14 protein-coding genes are annotated in these 14,849 nt (G+C 67.2%); 3 read left to right on the top strand and 11 right to left on the bottom strand.

All coding sequences use genetic code 11. From position 1 onward, the window contains the following. Positions 1-28: 28 nt before the first annotated feature. Positions 29-721: a P-loop NTPase family protein gene (locus DFR41_RS24965; RefSeq protein WP_114804726.1), complete on the top strand. Its 693-nt coding sequence runs from the start codon at positions 29-31 to the stop codon at positions 719-721. A gap of 30 nt (positions 722-751) precedes the next feature. Here DFR41_RS24965 and DFR41_RS24960 read toward each other — a convergent pair whose 3' ends face one another. The 6 genes from DFR41_RS24960 to DFR41_RS24935 form a co-directional block, all read right to left on the bottom strand. After that, entirely contained in the window at positions 752-1,933 is a 1,182-nt protein-coding gene (locus tag DFR41_RS24960; protein ID WP_043112869.1) for an alpha-hydroxy acid oxidase, read from the bottom strand. A 46-nt stretch (positions 1,934-1,979) separates the two neighbouring features. After that, complete coding sequence (locus DFR41_RS24955; RefSeq protein ID WP_114804725.1) at positions 1,980-2,963, bottom strand: Bug family tripartite tricarboxylate transporter substrate binding protein; 984 nt, start codon at positions 2,961-2,963, stop codon at positions 1,980-1,982. A 199-nt stretch (positions 2,964-3,162) separates the two neighbouring features. Further along, positions 3,163-4,317 (bottom strand): mandelate racemase/muconate lactonizing enzyme family protein, encoded by a 1,155-nt coding sequence (locus DFR41_RS24950; protein WP_114804724.1) that lies wholly within the window; start codon positions 4,315-4,317, stop codon positions 3,163-3,165. A 115-nt stretch (positions 4,318-4,432) separates the two neighbouring features. Next, positions 4,433-5,344 (bottom strand): LysR substrate-binding domain-containing protein, encoded by a 912-nt coding sequence (locus tag DFR41_RS24945; protein ID WP_170159467.1) that lies wholly within the window; start codon positions 5,342-5,344, stop codon positions 4,433-4,435. Continuing rightward, entirely contained in the window at positions 5,337-6,053 is a 717-nt protein-coding gene (locus tag DFR41_RS24940; RefSeq protein WP_114804722.1) for an arylmalonate decarboxylase, read from the bottom strand. Before DFR41_RS24940 ends, DFR41_RS24945 begins: the two co-directional genes overlap by 8 nt. A 136-nt stretch (positions 6,054-6,189) precedes the next feature. Further along, a complete protein-coding gene (locus DFR41_RS24935; RefSeq protein WP_114804770.1) occupies positions 6,190-7,197 on the bottom strand; it encodes a Bug family tripartite tricarboxylate transporter substrate binding protein in 1,008 nt (335 codons plus the stop codon). Between the two features lie 152 nt (positions 7,198-7,349). Here DFR41_RS24935 and DFR41_RS24930 point away from each other — a divergent pair, with 152 nt between their 5' ends. Beyond that, positions 7,350-8,324 (top strand): LysR family transcriptional regulator, encoded by a 975-nt coding sequence (locus DFR41_RS24930; protein WP_114804721.1) that lies wholly within the window; start codon positions 7,350-7,352, stop codon positions 8,322-8,324. A 37-nt stretch (positions 8,325-8,361) separates the two neighbouring features. Here DFR41_RS24930 and DFR41_RS24925 read toward each other — a convergent pair whose 3' ends face one another. Together DFR41_RS24925 and DFR41_RS27550 are read right to left on the bottom strand one after the other, a co-directional pair. Continuing rightward, positions 8,362-9,459: a DNA glycosylase AlkZ-like family protein gene (locus DFR41_RS24925; RefSeq protein WP_114804720.1), complete on the bottom strand. Its 1,098-nt coding sequence runs from the start codon at positions 9,457-9,459 to the stop codon at positions 8,362-8,364. A gap of 81 nt (positions 9,460-9,540) precedes the next feature. Next, a complete protein-coding gene (locus DFR41_RS27550; RefSeq protein ID WP_147284429.1) occupies positions 9,541-9,795 on the bottom strand; it encodes a hypothetical protein in 255 nt (84 codons plus the stop codon). A 70-nt stretch (positions 9,796-9,865) separates the two neighbouring features. Here DFR41_RS27550 and DFR41_RS24915 point away from each other — a divergent pair, with 70 nt between their 5' ends. Beyond that, complete coding sequence (locus DFR41_RS24915) at positions 9,866-10,753, top strand: LysR family transcriptional regulator (RefSeq protein ID WP_114804718.1); 888 nt, start codon at positions 9,866-9,868, stop codon at positions 10,751-10,753. A 9-nt stretch (positions 10,754-10,762) separates the two neighbouring features. On the opposite strand, the gene DFR41_RS27545 is transcribed toward DFR41_RS24915, so the two are convergent. The 3 genes from DFR41_RS27545 to DFR41_RS24905 all read right to left on the bottom strand — a co-directional run bounded on the left by DFR41_RS27545 (position 10,763) and on the right by DFR41_RS24905 (position 14,782). Beyond that, entirely contained in the window at positions 10,763-11,356 is a 594-nt protein-coding gene (locus DFR41_RS27545; protein WP_147284428.1) for a hypothetical protein, read from the bottom strand. 1 nt (position 11,357) lies between these two features. Next, positions 11,358-12,338, bottom strand: coding sequence for a hypothetical protein (locus DFR41_RS27540; RefSeq protein WP_147284427.1), 981 nt, complete (start codon positions 12,336-12,338; stop codon positions 11,358-11,360). Between the two features lie 62 nt (positions 12,339-12,400). Beyond that, the gene (locus tag DFR41_RS24905) at positions 12,401-14,782 is read right to left on the bottom strand and encodes a YgiQ family radical SAM protein (protein ID WP_114804716.1); all 2,382 of its coding nucleotides are present in this window, start codon (positions 14,780-14,782) and stop codon (positions 12,401-12,403) included. Between the last annotated feature and the right edge of the window lie 67 nt (positions 14,783-14,849).

The following is a 14,849-nucleotide window of genomic DNA, read 5'->3' as shown; positions in this document are numbered from 1 at the left end:
AACTTCTCCACCACCTCCCCTCCTGCACATGAGCACCCTGAACTTCATCGGTGGCGAAAAAGGCGGCGTCGGCAAGTCCGTCACCTCGCGCCTGCTGGCCCAGTACTTCATCGACCGCAGCCGGCCCTTCATCGGCTTCGACACCGACCGGTCGCACAACTCCTTCACCCGCTTCTACGAAGGCTTTGCCTCGCCGGTGGCGGTGGACAGCTTCGAAGGCCTGGACACGGTGGTCAACGGCTTCGAGGAGCACCCCGAGCGCAGCGTGATCGTCGACCTGGCCGCGCAGACGCAGGCGCCGCTGGCCCGCTGGATCGCCGAGTCGCAGCTCTTCGACGTGTTCGACGAACTGGAGATTCCGGTCGTGTTCTGGCACGTGATGGACGATGGCCGCGACTCCACCGACATGCTCGGGCGCCTGGTCGACACCTACGGCACCCGCGCCCGCTATGTGGTGGTGCAGAACCAGGGCCGCGGCAGCGACTTCTCGACGCTGGACGGCTCCCCCGCCCAGATCAAGGCCCGCGAGCACGGCGCCCAGTTCATCACCCTGCCCCGCCTGCAGGAAGCGACGATGCGCAAGATCGACGCCAACAACACGAGCTTCTGGAAGGCCGTCAACGACAAGACCGGCCCCGAGGCCCTGGGCCTGCTGGAGCGTCAGCGCGTCAAGGGCTGGCTGGTGCAGATCTACACGCAGTTCGACACGCTGGGGCTCTGACCCGACCCCTGCTCGCCGGCGTGCCGGCCCTCAGTCCCAAGGGCCGGCACGCCGCGGTGCGAGCAGGATCGACCCATCCACGTCGTCGATGTGCGTGCGGCCGCAGAAGGCCATGGTCAGGTCCAGTTCGCGCCGGATGATCTGCAGCACCCGCGTGACGCCCGCCTCGCCGAAGGCACCCAGCCCGTAGAGGAAGGCACGGCCGATCATCGTGCCGCGCGCACCCAGGGCTCGGGCCTTGAGCACGTCCTGGCCGCTGCGCACGCCGCTGTCGAGCCAGACCTCGGTCTCCCGCCCTACGGCATCGGCAATGGCGGGCAGCGCGCGGATGGCGGAGGGCGCCCCGTCCAACTGGCGGCCGCCATGGTTGGAGACCACGATCGCCTCCGCGCCGCAGTCCACGGCCCGGCGCGCGTCCTCCGCATCGAGGATGCCCTTGAGCACCAGCGGCCCACCCCAGCGGCGCTTGATCCATTCCACGTCCGCCCACGACAGCGTGGGATCGAACTGGGCGTTGGTCCAGGCGGCCAGCGAGGCCATGTCGTCCACGCCCTTCACATGGCCCACGATGTTGCCGAAGCTGCGCCGCCGCGTGCCCAGCATGCCCAGGCACCAGCGCGTGCGCAGGGCGAGGTCGAGCAGGTTGCGCAACGTGGGCCGCGGCGGTACCGACAGGCCGTTGCGGATGTCGGCATGGCGCTGCCCCATCACCGGCAGGTCGAGCGTGAGCTGGAGCGCGCTGCAGTTGGCCGCCCTCGCCCGCTCGATCAGTGCCTCGATGAACGTACGGTCGCGCATCACGTAGAGCTGGAACCAGAAGGGATGCCGCCCCGTGTTCGCGGCCACGTCCTCCAGCGAGCAGATGCTCATGGTCGAAAGCGTGAAGGGCACGCCGAAGTCGCGTGCGGCGCGCGCAGCCAGGATCTCGCCGTCGGCATGCTGCATGCCCGTGAGGCCTGTCGGCGCCAGCGCCACCGGCATGGCCACGTGATGGCCGAGCATCGTGGTGGCGACGGTGCGCTGCGAGATGTCCCGCGCCACGCGCTGGCGCAGCAGCAATTGCTGGAAATCGCGCTCGTTGGCGCGGTAGGTCGATTCGCGCCAGGAGCCCGAATCGACGTACTCGTAGAACATGCGCGGCACCCGCGCGCGGGCCACCTGGCGCAGATCCTCCACGCAGGTCATGCGCGCCAGTGCGGCCGGCGCACTCATGCGCACACCCTCCACGCCCACCCGCTCGGCGACGGTGCAAGGGGGCTCATTGGGCGACGATGTTCTGCTCGCGGATCAGCTGGCCCCAGCGCTGCGACTCCTGCACGAGGCTGCGGCCCAGTTCGGCCGGCGGCTCGAAGGCCGGCACGGCGCCCTGCTGCGCGGCGACCTGGGCCAGGTCGGGCGCAGCCATCACCGTGCGCACGGCGCTGCCCAGCCGCTCGACCACCGCATCGGGCGTACCCGCCGGTGCCAGCAGGAACACGCGCGGCGCGGCATCGAAGCCCGGCACGGCGGCTGCCAGCGGCGCCACGTCCTCCGCACCGGCCAGCTTGACCGGGCTCATCACCGCCAGCGCCTTGAGCCGTCCGCCCTTGGCCTGCGCCAGGGCCGAGGTGGCGCTGACGACGCCCAGCGGCACCTGCCCGCTGATCACGTCCGGCACGATCTGCGCCGCGCCGCGGTAGGGGATGTGCGTGACGAAGGTGCCCGTCTTGCCCTTGAACAGTTCGAAGCCCAGGTGCTGCACCGTGCCCACGCCCGAGGTGGCGAAGGAATAGTGCCCGGGCCGGGCCTTGAGGGCGGCCACCAGCTCCTGCGGCGTCTTCGCCGGGAAGTCGTTGCCCGCCACGACGATCAGCGGCAGCGTGAACAGACCGGCGACCGGCACGAAGCTCTTGATCGGGTCGAAGGACATCTTCGGCTGCATGTATTGCGCGATCAGCGTGGAGCTGTCGCCCAGTAGCAGCGTGTAGCCGTCGGCGGGCGCCTTGGCCGCCAGGTCGCCGGCGATCAGGCCGGCCGCGCCCGCGCGGTTCTCGACCACGACCTGCTGGCCCAGCAACGTGGACAGGCGCGGCGTGAGCAGCCGGGCCATGGCGTCCACGCCGCCGCCGGCCGAATAGCCGACCAGCAGGCGGATCGGGCGCTCGGGATAGGTGCCGGACTGCGCCTGCACGGCCGGCGCGGCGGCCAGCATCGCGGCGGCCAGGGCGAAGGCGTGGCGGCGAGTCAATGGATGGGTCGTCATGGTTGTCTCCTTTTCTTGTTCGGGCGCGGACTTGGGCTGCGCGCCGTTCTGCCCTTCGACAAGCTCAGGGCGAACGGGTTGGGGCGCCGCGGTTTCAGGGCGAACGGGTTGAGGCGCCGCGGTTCACCCGAATGTCTGGAACCGGTGTGGGGACGGGGAACGAACGTTCGGGGAACGGGCTATTCGAGGGCGCTTCATGTCACGCTTTTCCGGCACCGCGCGAGCCCGGGCGCTTGGCCAGCTCGCGCAGCCGCTCGCGGTTGGGCGCGAAGCCCAGGCCCGGCGCCTGCGGCAGGTCGAGCACGCCGGCCTGCGGCTCGGGCAGGCCGTCGAACACCTGCTTGCAGCATTCGACCGCCACCGAGTGGTACTCGACCAGCGAGCCATTGGCCAGGCCCGCATGCAGGTGCATGTTGTGGTGCGGCCAGGCGCCACCGTTGGCAAAGCGCGTGTTGAAGGCCGCGGCCATGCCGGCGATGCGCGCGCACTGGGTGAAGCCGCCGGTGATGCAGGCATTGGGCTGCACCACGTCCACCGCCTGTGCCACCAGCATGTCGCGGAAGCGGCTGGCATGGCCTTCGTTCTGGCCGGCCGCCAGCGGAATGGCGGTCTTGGCGCGCAGCTTGGCCAGGTTGGGAATGTCGTTCTGCGTCACCGGCTCCTCGAAGAAGGCGATGTCGTAGGCCTCCACCCGCCGGGCCAGCGACAGTGCATGGAAGTAGTCCAGGCTGCAGTTGGCGTCGATGTAGATCTGGACGTCGGGGCCCACCGCCTCGCGAACGGCACGGATGCGCTGCACGTCCTCGGCGATCAGCGTGTCGAGCGGCCGGGGCTCGTCGCGGCGCGCCAGGCCGTGGTGGCCCACGGTCATCTTCAGGCGGGTGAAGCCGCGGCCCACCCAGGCGCGGGCGGCCTGGGCCAGCTCGTCGCGGTCGTAGAAGGCGAAGCCGAAGGTCGCATACACCGGCACCTGGGCGCGGGCGCCGCCCAGCAGCTTCCAGCAGGGCTGGCCCAGGGCCTGGCCCTTGAGGTCCCACAGCGCGAGGTCGATGGCGGCGATGGCATGGCTGGCGTAGCCCGACTGGCCACGCGGCGTGAGCAGCCAGTAGAGCCGCTCCCACACCTGCTCGTGGTTGAGCGGGTCCAGCCCCTCCAGGTGATGGGCGGCCACCTCGTTGACGATGGCGGCGACGGCCTCTTCCTCGGTGATGGCGGTCATGCCGGTGCCGATACGGCCATCGTCGGTCTCGATGTCGACCAGGCACAGCGACAGCGAGGTGGTTTTGGTGCGGCCGCCATGGCCGACGCTGACCGGCAGGTTCAGCGGCGTGGCGTGGACGCGGGCGATCTTCATGGGGCGGTGTCTCCTGCTTCGGGGCTCGGGGGTTTTGGCCCAGTCTAGGAAGCGTCTCCAGGCGCCACAACGCGGCGGCGCGAAGGCCGCTTTCGCGATCCGCGAAGACGAGGGTTTACGCGGGGCGCGGCGCGTGGCCGGCCAGCACGTCGAACAGCGTGCGCGCGGGCGGCGCCAGCTCCACGCCCTCGCGCACGGCGATTCTGTGCGTGCGCACGGCCCAGGCATCCGTCAGCGGCACGGCGCGGATCGGCAGGCTGGCCAGCTGTGGTGCCACGGCCTCGCGCGGCAGCACCGCCACGCCCAGGCCGCCGGCCACCATGCGGCAGACCACGTCGAAGCTGCGCATCTGCATGCGGATCTTGAGCAGGCGGCCCGCCACCGACGCGGCGGCGGCCAGCCGGCTGGAGAGCGCGGTGCCGTCGCCCAGGGAGATGAAGTCCTCATCCAGCGCATCCGCCAGCGCCGCGGCCTCGCGCTTGGCCAGTGCGTGTCCCTGCGGCACCACCAGCACCAGCGTGTCGACGAAGCAGTCGGTCAGCGCGATGCCGTGCGGCGCATGCGCCATGTGCACGATGCCCAGGTCGGCCCGGCCTTCGAGCAGCAGCAGCGGAATGTCGAGGCTGCCGTGCTCCTCCACATCGATGCGGATCAGCGGATGGGCGCGGGCCATGTGCTGCAGGTGGGCGGGCATCACCTCCACCAGCGCCGAGGTGTTGGCCGCCAGGCGCACATGGCCCTGCAGGCCGCGGGCATGGTCGTGCAGGTCGAGCGACAGGCGGTCGGCGTCGGCCAGCAGCTCGCGTCCGCGGCGCACCAGCATCTGACCCGCCGGCGTGAGCCGCACGCCCCGCGATGAGCGCTCGAAGATGCGCAGGCCCAGCGATTCCTCCAGCGCGCTGATGCGGGCGCTGGCGGCGGCGATGGCCAGGTTCAGCCGGTCGCTCGCGGCGCTGATCGAGCCCAGTTCGGCTGCCGTGACCACGACGCGCAGCGTCGCCAGGTCCAGTTGCAGGCCCTCAGGCATCGAAGAGGCGGCCGTGGCCGGGCGAGGCAGCATCCAGGCCGGCGGTGCGCATCAGGTCCCAGAAGCCGGCCGGCGAGCTGGACGTGACGGGCAGGCCCAGTTCGCGCTTCAGGCGCGGATGCAGGTCCAGCGTGCGCAGGCCGCCGCAGGAGATGAGCAGGCCGTCCGGCTGCCCTTCAACGCTGACGCTGCGGGCCAGTTGGGCGAGCGTCTCGGCATCGACCTGACCGACCGCCTCGACGCCCGTCATCGACAGGCCGCGGATGGCCGTGACCTCGAAGCCCTCGCCTTCCAGGTAGGCGGCGAGCCGGTCGTTGAGCGTGTCGATGTAGGCGGTGGCCACCGCCACCCGCCGCACGCCCAGCTGGCGCAGGCTGCGCACGATGGCATGGCTCATGGTCGTGCACGGCAAGCCGGTCGCGGCCACCATCCGCGCACGGAGATCCTCGGTGAAGGCGGCGCCGCGGTAGAAGCTGAGCGAGGTGCCCATGAGTGAGACGGCCTGCGCCCCGGCTGCCTTCAGTTCGCGGGACAGGTCGACGATGCGCCCTTCCACCTCGTCGAAGCCTTCGGGATGGATGCCGGCGAGCGCCAGGCCGCGCGCCATGAAGCGCACCCGGCCCGCGTACAGCGCCGGCCCTTCCGGCGGCACCTCGCCGGCGGCGGGCGGCACGATCAGCCCGAGCACGGGCGTGGCGGAATCGGTCATCGCAGCTCCTGGGGCAAAGCTGCGCATTGTGGGCGCCGCTGCGCCGGGCCGCTGTCGTCCAGGTGGCTGGCGGCCGGCGCCAACCCGCCGGGCACCCGCGGTGCCAGCGGTGCCTGTGCGCCGCCGCGCTACAGGCTCAGAGCTTGATGCCCGCGCCCTTCACCGTCGGCCCCAGCACCGCCACCTGCTCGCGCACGAAGCCCTCGAAGCGCGCCGTGCTCTCGGGCTGGGCCACGATCCCCAGGTCGACCATCTTCTTCTGCACCTCGGGCATCGCCAGCACCGCATTGGCGGCGTCGTGCAGACGCGCGACCGTCTCGGCCGGCAGCTTCGCCGGGCCCGAGATGCCGAAGAAGTTCTCCAGCACCAGCTTGGGCTGGCCCAGCTCGACCATGGTCGGCACCTCGGGCATCAGCGGCGAGCGGGTGGTGCCGGTCACGGCCAGCGGCACCAGCTGGCCGGTCTTGAAGTACTGCACATAGGCGGTGATCACGTCGATGCCCACCGGCACGATGTTGGCCAGCAGGTCGGTGGTCATCGGCGCGCCGCCGCGGTAGGGCACATGCACCATGTTGGCGCCCGTTACCCGCTTGATCAGCTCGCCGTGGATGTGCCCGACCGAGCCCGGACCGCCGGAGCCGAAGTCCAGCCGGCCTTCCTTCTTGGCACGGGCCTCCAGGTCGGCCCAGCTCTTGATGCCCGACTCCTTGCTCGCCATGACCACCAGCGGCGCCGAGCCCAGATAGGCCACATGGCTGAAAGCGGCCACCGGGTCGTAGGGCTGCTTGTCGAGCGTGAAGGGCCCCAGCGCGATGGGCGTCGTGTTGGAGAGCATCAGCGTGTAGCCGTCCGGCGCAGCCGTCGCCACCACCTGGCCACCGATGGTGCCGCCCGCACCGGGGCGGTTGTCCACCACCACCGGCTGGCCCAGTTTGCGCCCCAGCTGCTCGGCCACCACGCGCGCCAGGATGTCGCTGGCGCCGCCGGGCGCGAAGGTGACGACGATCTTGATCGGCCGCTCGGGCCACTGGGCGAAGGTCGGCAGAGCGCCCGCCGCCGCCCCGGCCGCCATCAGGCGCAGGACGCCTCGGCGGTGAAGGCGCGGCAGGGACGGGGAAGAGGTAGGCAGAAAGGATTCGGACATGGTGGGCGCCGCAAGCAATGGGAATGCCCGCATTGTTCGAGCCGTGCTCCGGCACGCCAATTGCCAAGACCGAATGCACCGTATCAGCCGCAAGGCGCTGGCGGCCCGCCATTCCGACGGCGAGGCACCAAGGCGGTGCAGGCAACCACCGCATGTCCCGACCCGACGATCCTTTCGACACCTACCTGCTGCGCGTCTTTCACACCTTGATGGCGGAATGCAGCGTGTCGCGCACCGCCGCGCGCATGAACCAGTCGCAGCCCGCCATCAGCAGTGCCCTCAAGCGCCTGCGCGAGATCTTTGGCGACCCGCTGCTCATCAAGGACAAGCAGCGCATGGTGCCCACCGAGCGGGCGATGCAACTGCATGCGTCGGTGCGGCTGGTGCTGGGCGAGCTGGACGCCTTGCTCGCCCCCGAATCCAATTTCGACCCCGCCACAACGCGGCAGGTCTTTCGCATCGGCACGCCCGACTACCTGGCGCCGCCGCTCATGGCCGCCGTGGCGCAGTACATGCGCGAGACCGCGCCCGCCGCCCGGCTGGTGCTGCAGCCGCTGGGCCCCGACTACGACTTCGAAGCCGCCCTGGCCGAAGGCGAGCTGGACGTGGTCATCGGCAACTGGCCCCAGCCGCCGGAACACCTGCGCACCACGCTGCTGCTGGAGGACGAGATCGTCTGCCTGGTCGACGAGCGCCACCCCTGCGCCGCCCGCATGACGCTGGCCGACTACCTGCAGGGCTCGCACGTGGTGCCGCTGCTGTACAGCGTGACCCAGCGCGGCGTGGTCGAGACCGCCCTCGCCTCCCAGCGCATGAGCCGCACCGGCACGGTCACCGTGCCCTACTTCGGCCTGGCGCCGCACCTGCTGCCCGGCACCGACCTGATCTTCACCACCAGCCGGCACTTTGCGCAGTACTACGCCGGCCTGCTGCCCCTCGCCATCGTGCCCGCGCCGGTGGACTTTCCGCCGATGCGCTTCTATCAGTTGTGGCATGGGCGCACGCAATTGGCGCCGGGGCATGTGTGGTTTCGGTCGTTGTTGTCGGCGGTGGTGAGGACGGCGGGGGCGACGAGGTATTTGCGCGAGAAGCCGACGGACCGGAACTTCCAGGAGACTCGTTCCTGACCGACGGAGCGGCCAAAGGACTCGCCGACCGGTCCGTTCAACGCGGCAGGAGGAACTGGCTGAGCCGCGCCAGGTCCTCATCCAGCAACGTCGACGCAGTCCGATCCTGGGCTGCTGCCGCGTCGGCATAGCCCACTGCTGGCGCCCTACCCGCCGATTCCCCCGCCACATTCGCCCACCCAATCACCCGATCCCCCCACAGCATCGGCAACGCGTAATACCCAAACTGCCGCTGCGCCGGTGGCACGTACGCCTCGAACTTGTACGTCCAGCCCCAGAACAGCGTGAAGCGGCGGCGGTCCCAGACGATGGGGTCGAAGGGGGCGAGCAGGCGCAGTTGGTCATCGACGGCCCAGCGGCGCGAGCGCGGGTTCTCGTCGGCCGGCCAGTACCACGTGGTGCCGTCGAGGGTGGCGCTGGCGAGTTGCTCGCGGGCCAGGCGCAGGGCAGCCTGGGTCTGGGCGCTCAGGTGCGGCGCGCCGTAGCCGAGCAGGCGCACGAGGTAGGTCAGGCTGGCCGCCGGCAAGGGGGCATAGGTCCGCACCACCAGATCGATCAGCGCTGCGGCGCGGCGGGCACGGCCGGCCGGGCTTTCGTCGGCCGGCGGGTGCGCAGCGACTTCGTACACGCGCGTGCCGCTGTCGCGGCGTTTGACGCGCAGCAGGCCCCGGTAGTGCAGGCCGTCGAGCAGGTGAGTGGCCAGGTTGCCGGCGCCGCCCCAGGGGTTCTGCCTCCGGCCATGCGCGAAGTGCAGTTCGACCTCCCGCGGATGCACGATGCGGCGCTCACGAACGAAGGCCAGCACATCGTCGGCCTTGCGCTGGGTCTGGGCATCCCAGGGGCGCCTGGGCTCGCGCGGGTGCATCAGCGCGAGGTGCTCGCGTGGCAGGAAGCCGTAGTTGACGAGGCAGTCCTCGTCGATCTGCAGCCGCGGGTAGCGGGCCTCCAGGTCGCCGGCGCGGTAGTCGGTGACGCGGTGGCGCAGGATCAGGTCCTGCGCGCGGGCGGGCGCGCGGATCGGGTCGGCCTGCACGAAGCCGAGCCGGCGGATGGCCGCCGGCAGCGTGGTCGGCGTGAACAGTGAGCGTGCGACGGCATAGCGGCGAAGATGGTCGAGACTCAGAGCGGCGGGCATCCGACAGATTCCAGCACACCGCCCCGGGTGTGCGCTTGGGCGCGACAGGCCATCTGGCCGGGCCCGGCGCCGATGGAATGATCAGCCGCCTCCCGGCGGTACACGGAAGTTGGCGGCGATTCGAGCCTCAGCGCGCTCAAGCAGATCAACCATCGCGTCACGCCAGCGGCGCCCCAGTCCTCCCGCGCCAACGATCTGCTCGCCGCGCTCATCTCCCACGCCCTCCTTGACGCCCTGCTCATGCACGCCGCTTGAACCCACCATGGCCATCGTCGGCGAACCGGGCTCCCCAGCGGGGCGGTGTCGGGCGGGATTGGCAGTATCAGAAATCGACATGCCCGAATGCTCACGCTCGCCTACACTTTCGTAAAGTTGAATTTACTTAGCATTCACTTCATCATTTCTGATGCGTCAACTCAACCTCGACCAGCTACAGACGCTGATCGTCATTGCCGACCTGGGCACCTTTGCGGCCGCCGCGCAGGCGCTGCACCTGGCGCCGCCCACGGTCAGCCTGCATGTGAAGGAGCTGGAAAGCTGGCTCGACACGGCGCTCGTCATCCGTGGCCGCCGTCAGGCGGAGCTGACGCCGGCCGGCGCCGTGTTGGTGCAGGAGGGCCGCAAGCTGCTGGCCGCGGGCGACGATCTGGTCGACCGGGTGCGCCGTCGCGCAGCCGGCCGCGCGGGCATGGTGCGGGTGGCCGTCTCGGCCGGCGTAAGCACCCAGCTGCTGCCACTGATGCTGCAGCAGCTCAATGCCCAGAGCCCCGATATCGAACTGCGGCTGGAAGCCGTCGGCTCCGCCGAAGCCATGCGACGCCTGAAGGCTGGCACGCTGGACATCGCCATCGTCGCCAGCCCCCAGCCGGCCGCACCCGAGGTGCGGCTGCAGCCCTGGCGGCAGGATGCGATGGTGGTGCTGTTGCCCGCTGCCTGGGCGCCGCCGGAGGCCATCACGCCCGACTGGCTGGCCGGCCGGCGCTGGGCCAGCTTCACGCCGGCCACGCAGATGCACGGGCTGATCGCCGGCTGGTTCGGGCAGGCAGGCTTGAGCCCCCGGCCCTACTTGGCGCTGAGCTATCCCGGCGCGCTCAAGAGCCTGGCCGCCGCCGCGCAGGCTGCGGCCATCCTCCCTTTCGAGGAAGTGGCCGACCTGGCGGACGCGCCCGAGGTGTGCATCCGCCCGATGGCGCCGTCGCTGATGCGGCCGATGGCGGTGGCCAGCCGGCAGGCGGGCATGTCCGACCCGGCGGTGACGACGGTGCTGGACGTGATCGACCGGTTCAAGTCTTAGTGCACAGGCTCAGTCAATATCATGGCCCTGCTTTTCCAGAATTTCTTTTCCTAAAACGTGCGCACGTTCTACAACACCGTCATTGATGCGAAATATGTCTGGGCGAGGACGCTCCCCCTGAGGTCTCGCAATAAGAAAATCAAATAGATCGCTCTGCTGGTTCCCAGATCTATACAAGCTCAAATATAAATCATATGTATGAATATGAATTTTTTCTTTCTTTATAAATCTGAGCACCCGCTCCGCATCACTCTTATTTTTTGTCTCGAACAATGTGATGTGTGGCTGAATTCCAAATTTACTGACATCAAAGTCCGGCTTATTCCATATATCCCGAAAGACAGAACATTCGGCACGAAGAAATACCACATATCCAGTACTTGTGGAAAAAAATCCAGGACTGTGGATTTTTACACCATATCCACGTACTAATTCGGCGAGCTCTTGCAGGCGGTTCTGGCTTATCGCTCGAGCATGCGGTCCCCGCAGAGTTACATGTATAGGAGAATTTTTCTTTTTTTGGAAGAAGGCATATCGCAAGCCTTCTAAAAACTCGACTACCCGAGCGCTCCCAAATTCCGCAAAAACAAAATATTTTATCAATTTAGATCAGCACATAGCGCACCAGCTCTTGATTCAGCTTGGTACTTGCTAAAGCAGAGTGGAAAAAGTCGTCCAACTTTTGGGCCTTGGCGCTAAATTCACCTAGCTGCACCTGATCGGGTTGGTTCAACTGCTCATATGATTTGGCCGCCAGGAAATCCTCGTAATAATTTAGAACTTCCAGAAAACTCCCTTCCAGCTCGCTATCCGCCATATGATCTAGCGCAAAAATAAGGCGCTCAAGAGGGGTCATGGACGAAATTTTTAAAAAATCTTCTAACGTATGCATATCCAACGCAACAATGCAGAGCACAGTAGAAAAGACCGTAAGCTTTCTTGGAAATTTAAGATTCAAATTTTTCTTCCACCACGGCTTACCCTGCTCTGACCGAGTGCGCTCGTAGTTTAGGCATAACGTTCGCCAATATCGGAGAATATCGTTCAATAAAAAAAGGGGCCGAAATTCCTTCCGACCCCGCCCATCTCTAAAATACATATCCAAGACTTTACGAATTGAATTATCGTAAACTTTTTGCCCAACTATGCATTTGCTTTCTAATAACAGCAAAAGCCGTGTCGTGAATAAGTTTTCGCTATCATCATCTGAGCTCCCCGTCCCTTCAATGATATCTTGAAGTTCGTGAATTTTGAGGAATTTTCCGTCGCCAGAAAAAGGCTGAATCTGCAATTCATCTGTCAATCGAATCAAGTCAGAGAATATCTTCACCTCACTGAGCTTGGAAAGGCTTCTTTCACCTTTCTTCCTTTTTCTTCGATCAGCGACGAAAAACAAATCTAAGTCCGAAACCTTTCCCGTTTCGTATCGTGCAAGACTTCCAGCAGCGTAAATACAAACTCCAGGAGCCTTACACGCACTCTTCTCCGATACGTTTTTTCTAACCTTTTCGAGAAGCTCTCTACTACTCTTGATTCTCTGCTGCAACGCAGAATGACTATGAAATATCTCCTGATAACGCCCCATCGAAATTCTCCTCGAAAGCGTTTCGAGTATTTAAATTTCAACGAAGTTGACAATTAGGGGTTCTAAGTACTTCTTCGCTTTCTCGACTGTGCCGATGTGCCCGTCTCCCGCGGCGGCAGGCCCGTGTGCTGCGTCAGCACGGTGCCCGGCCGTGGCGCGGCACCGACACGGCGGGCGCTGGATGGCGTCGCTGCCGACGACGGTGCCGGCGTGGAGTTCTTGCGCCGCGCGCTCTGGTAGCCGCCATCGGTCGCCGGCTGGAAGGTCGGGATCAGGTGGTGCTTGCCGTTGCCGATCAGGTCGGCGCGGCCCATGGCCTTGAGGGCCTCGCGCAGCAGCGGCCAGTTGTTCGGGTCGTGGTAGCGCAGGAAGGCCTTGTGCAGGCGGCGGCGCTTCTCGCCGCGCACGATGTCCACCGACTCCTCGGCCTCGTCGCGCATGGTGCGGCGCACCTTGGTGAGCGTGTTGCGGCCCGAGTGGTACATGGCCGTGGCGGTGGCCATGGGGCTGGGGTAGAAGGTCTGCACCTGGTCGGCGCGAAAGCCGTTCTTCTTCAGCCACAGCGCCAGGTTCATCATGTCCTCGTCGCGCGTGCCCGGGTGCGCGGCGATGAAGTACGGGATGAGGTACTGCTTCTTGCCCGCCTCGGCGCTGTACTTCTCGAACATGCTCTTGAAGCGGTCGTAGCTGCCGATGCCCGGCTTCATCATCTTGGAGAGCGGGCCCTCCTCGGTGTGCTCGGGCGCGATCTTGAGGTAGCCGCCGACGTGGTGCTGCACCAGATCCTTGACGTACTCGGGCGACTTCACGGCCAGGTCGTAACGCAGGCCGGAGCCGATCAGGATCTTCTTGATGCCGCGCAGCGCACGCGCCCGGCGGTAGATCTGGATCAGCGGGCCGTGATCGGTGGTGAGGTTCGGGCAGATGCCCGGGTACACGCAGCTGGGCTTGCGGCAGGCGGCCTCAATCTCGGGGCTGCGGCAGCCCAGGCGGTACATGTTGGCGGTCGGGCCGCCCAGGTCGGAGATGACGCCGGTGAAGCCTTCGACCTTGTCGCGGATGTCCTCCACCTCGCGAATGATCGAGTCCTCGCTGCGGCTCTGGATGATGCGGCCCTCGTGCTCGGTGATGGAGCAGAAGGTGCAGCCGCCGAAGCAGCCGCGCATGATATTCACGCTGAAGCGGATCATCTCCCAGGCCGGGATCTTGGTCGCGCCGTCGTGGCGGCCCTGCTCGTCGGCGTAGCGCGGATGCGGGCTGCGGGCGTAGGGGAGGTCGAACACGTAGTCCATCTCGGCCGTGGTCAGCGGGATGGGCGGCGGGTTGATCCACACGTCGCGGGCGGTGATGCCTTCCCCGTGGGCCTGGACCAGGGCACGGGCGTTGCCGGGGTTGGTCTCCAGATGCAGCACGCGGTTGGCGTGGGCGTAGAGGATCGGGTCGGCCTTGACCTGCTCGTAGCTGGGCAGGCGAATCACGGTCTTTTCGCGGGCCGGGGCCTTGAGGCGGACGGCCGGGTTGGCGATGAAGGTGATGGGTTTGACGGCAGCAGCCTGGGCGATGGTTGCGGCACCGGTCTGACCATTGGCCTCATCGGCCACCGCATTCGCCTCATCCTCGCGCGCGCAGGTCTGGCCCTGGGCCTTGGCCTGCTCCGACACCATCAGGTAGGGATTCAGGTGCGCGTCCACGCGCCCCGGCTGGTCGACCTCGGTGGAGTCGAGCTCGAACCAGCCCTCGGGCGTCTCGCGGCGCACGAAGGCGGTGCCGCGCACGTCGGTGATCTGCTGCACCGGCTCGCGCGCGGCCAGGCGGTGGGCCACCTCGACGATGGCGCGCTCGGCGTTGCCGTACAGCAGCAGGTCGCACTTGCTGTCCACCAAGATCGAGCGGCGGACCTTGTCGCTCCAGTAGTCGTAATGGGCGATGCGGCGCAGGCTGCCTTCGATGCCGCCGAGCACGATCGGCACCTCCGGAAAGGCCTCGCGGCAGCGCTGGCTGTAGACGATGGCGGCGCGGTCGGGGCGCTTGCCGCCCACGTCGCCGGGGGTGTAGGCATCGTCGCTGCGGATCTTCCGGTCGGCGGTGTACCGGTTGATCATCGAATCCATGTTGCCGCTGGTGACGCCCCAGAACAGGTTGGGCTTGCCCAGCGCGCGGAAGGGCTCGGCGCTCTGCCAGTCGGGCTGGGCGATGATGCCCACGCGAAAGCCCTGCGCCTCCAGCACCCGGCCGATGACGGACATGCCGAAGCTCGGATGGTCCACATAGGCGTCGCCGGTCACCACGATGATGTCGCAGCTGTCCCAGCCCAGGGCGGCCATCTCCTCGCGCGAGGTCGGCAGGAACTTCGCCGTGCCGAAGCGCTGCGCCCAGTACTTGCGGTAGCTGGTGATCGGCTTGGCGGCGCGCGCAAAGAAGGAGACGTCGACGGGTGCGTTCATGCGTGGGGTGGATCCGGCGGCGCGGGAGGGCGGCGCTGCGCTGCGATGCTGCGTTCGGGAACCGCGC

This window comes from Pseudacidovorax intermedius (genome assembly GCF_003350475.1).
GTDB lineage: Bacteria > Pseudomonadota > Gammaproteobacteria > Burkholderiales > Burkholderiaceae_C > Xenophilus > Xenophilus intermedius.
The sequence above is the reverse complement of the archived record's forward strand: the minus strand, read 5'-3'. Positions and strand labels throughout refer to the sequence as shown.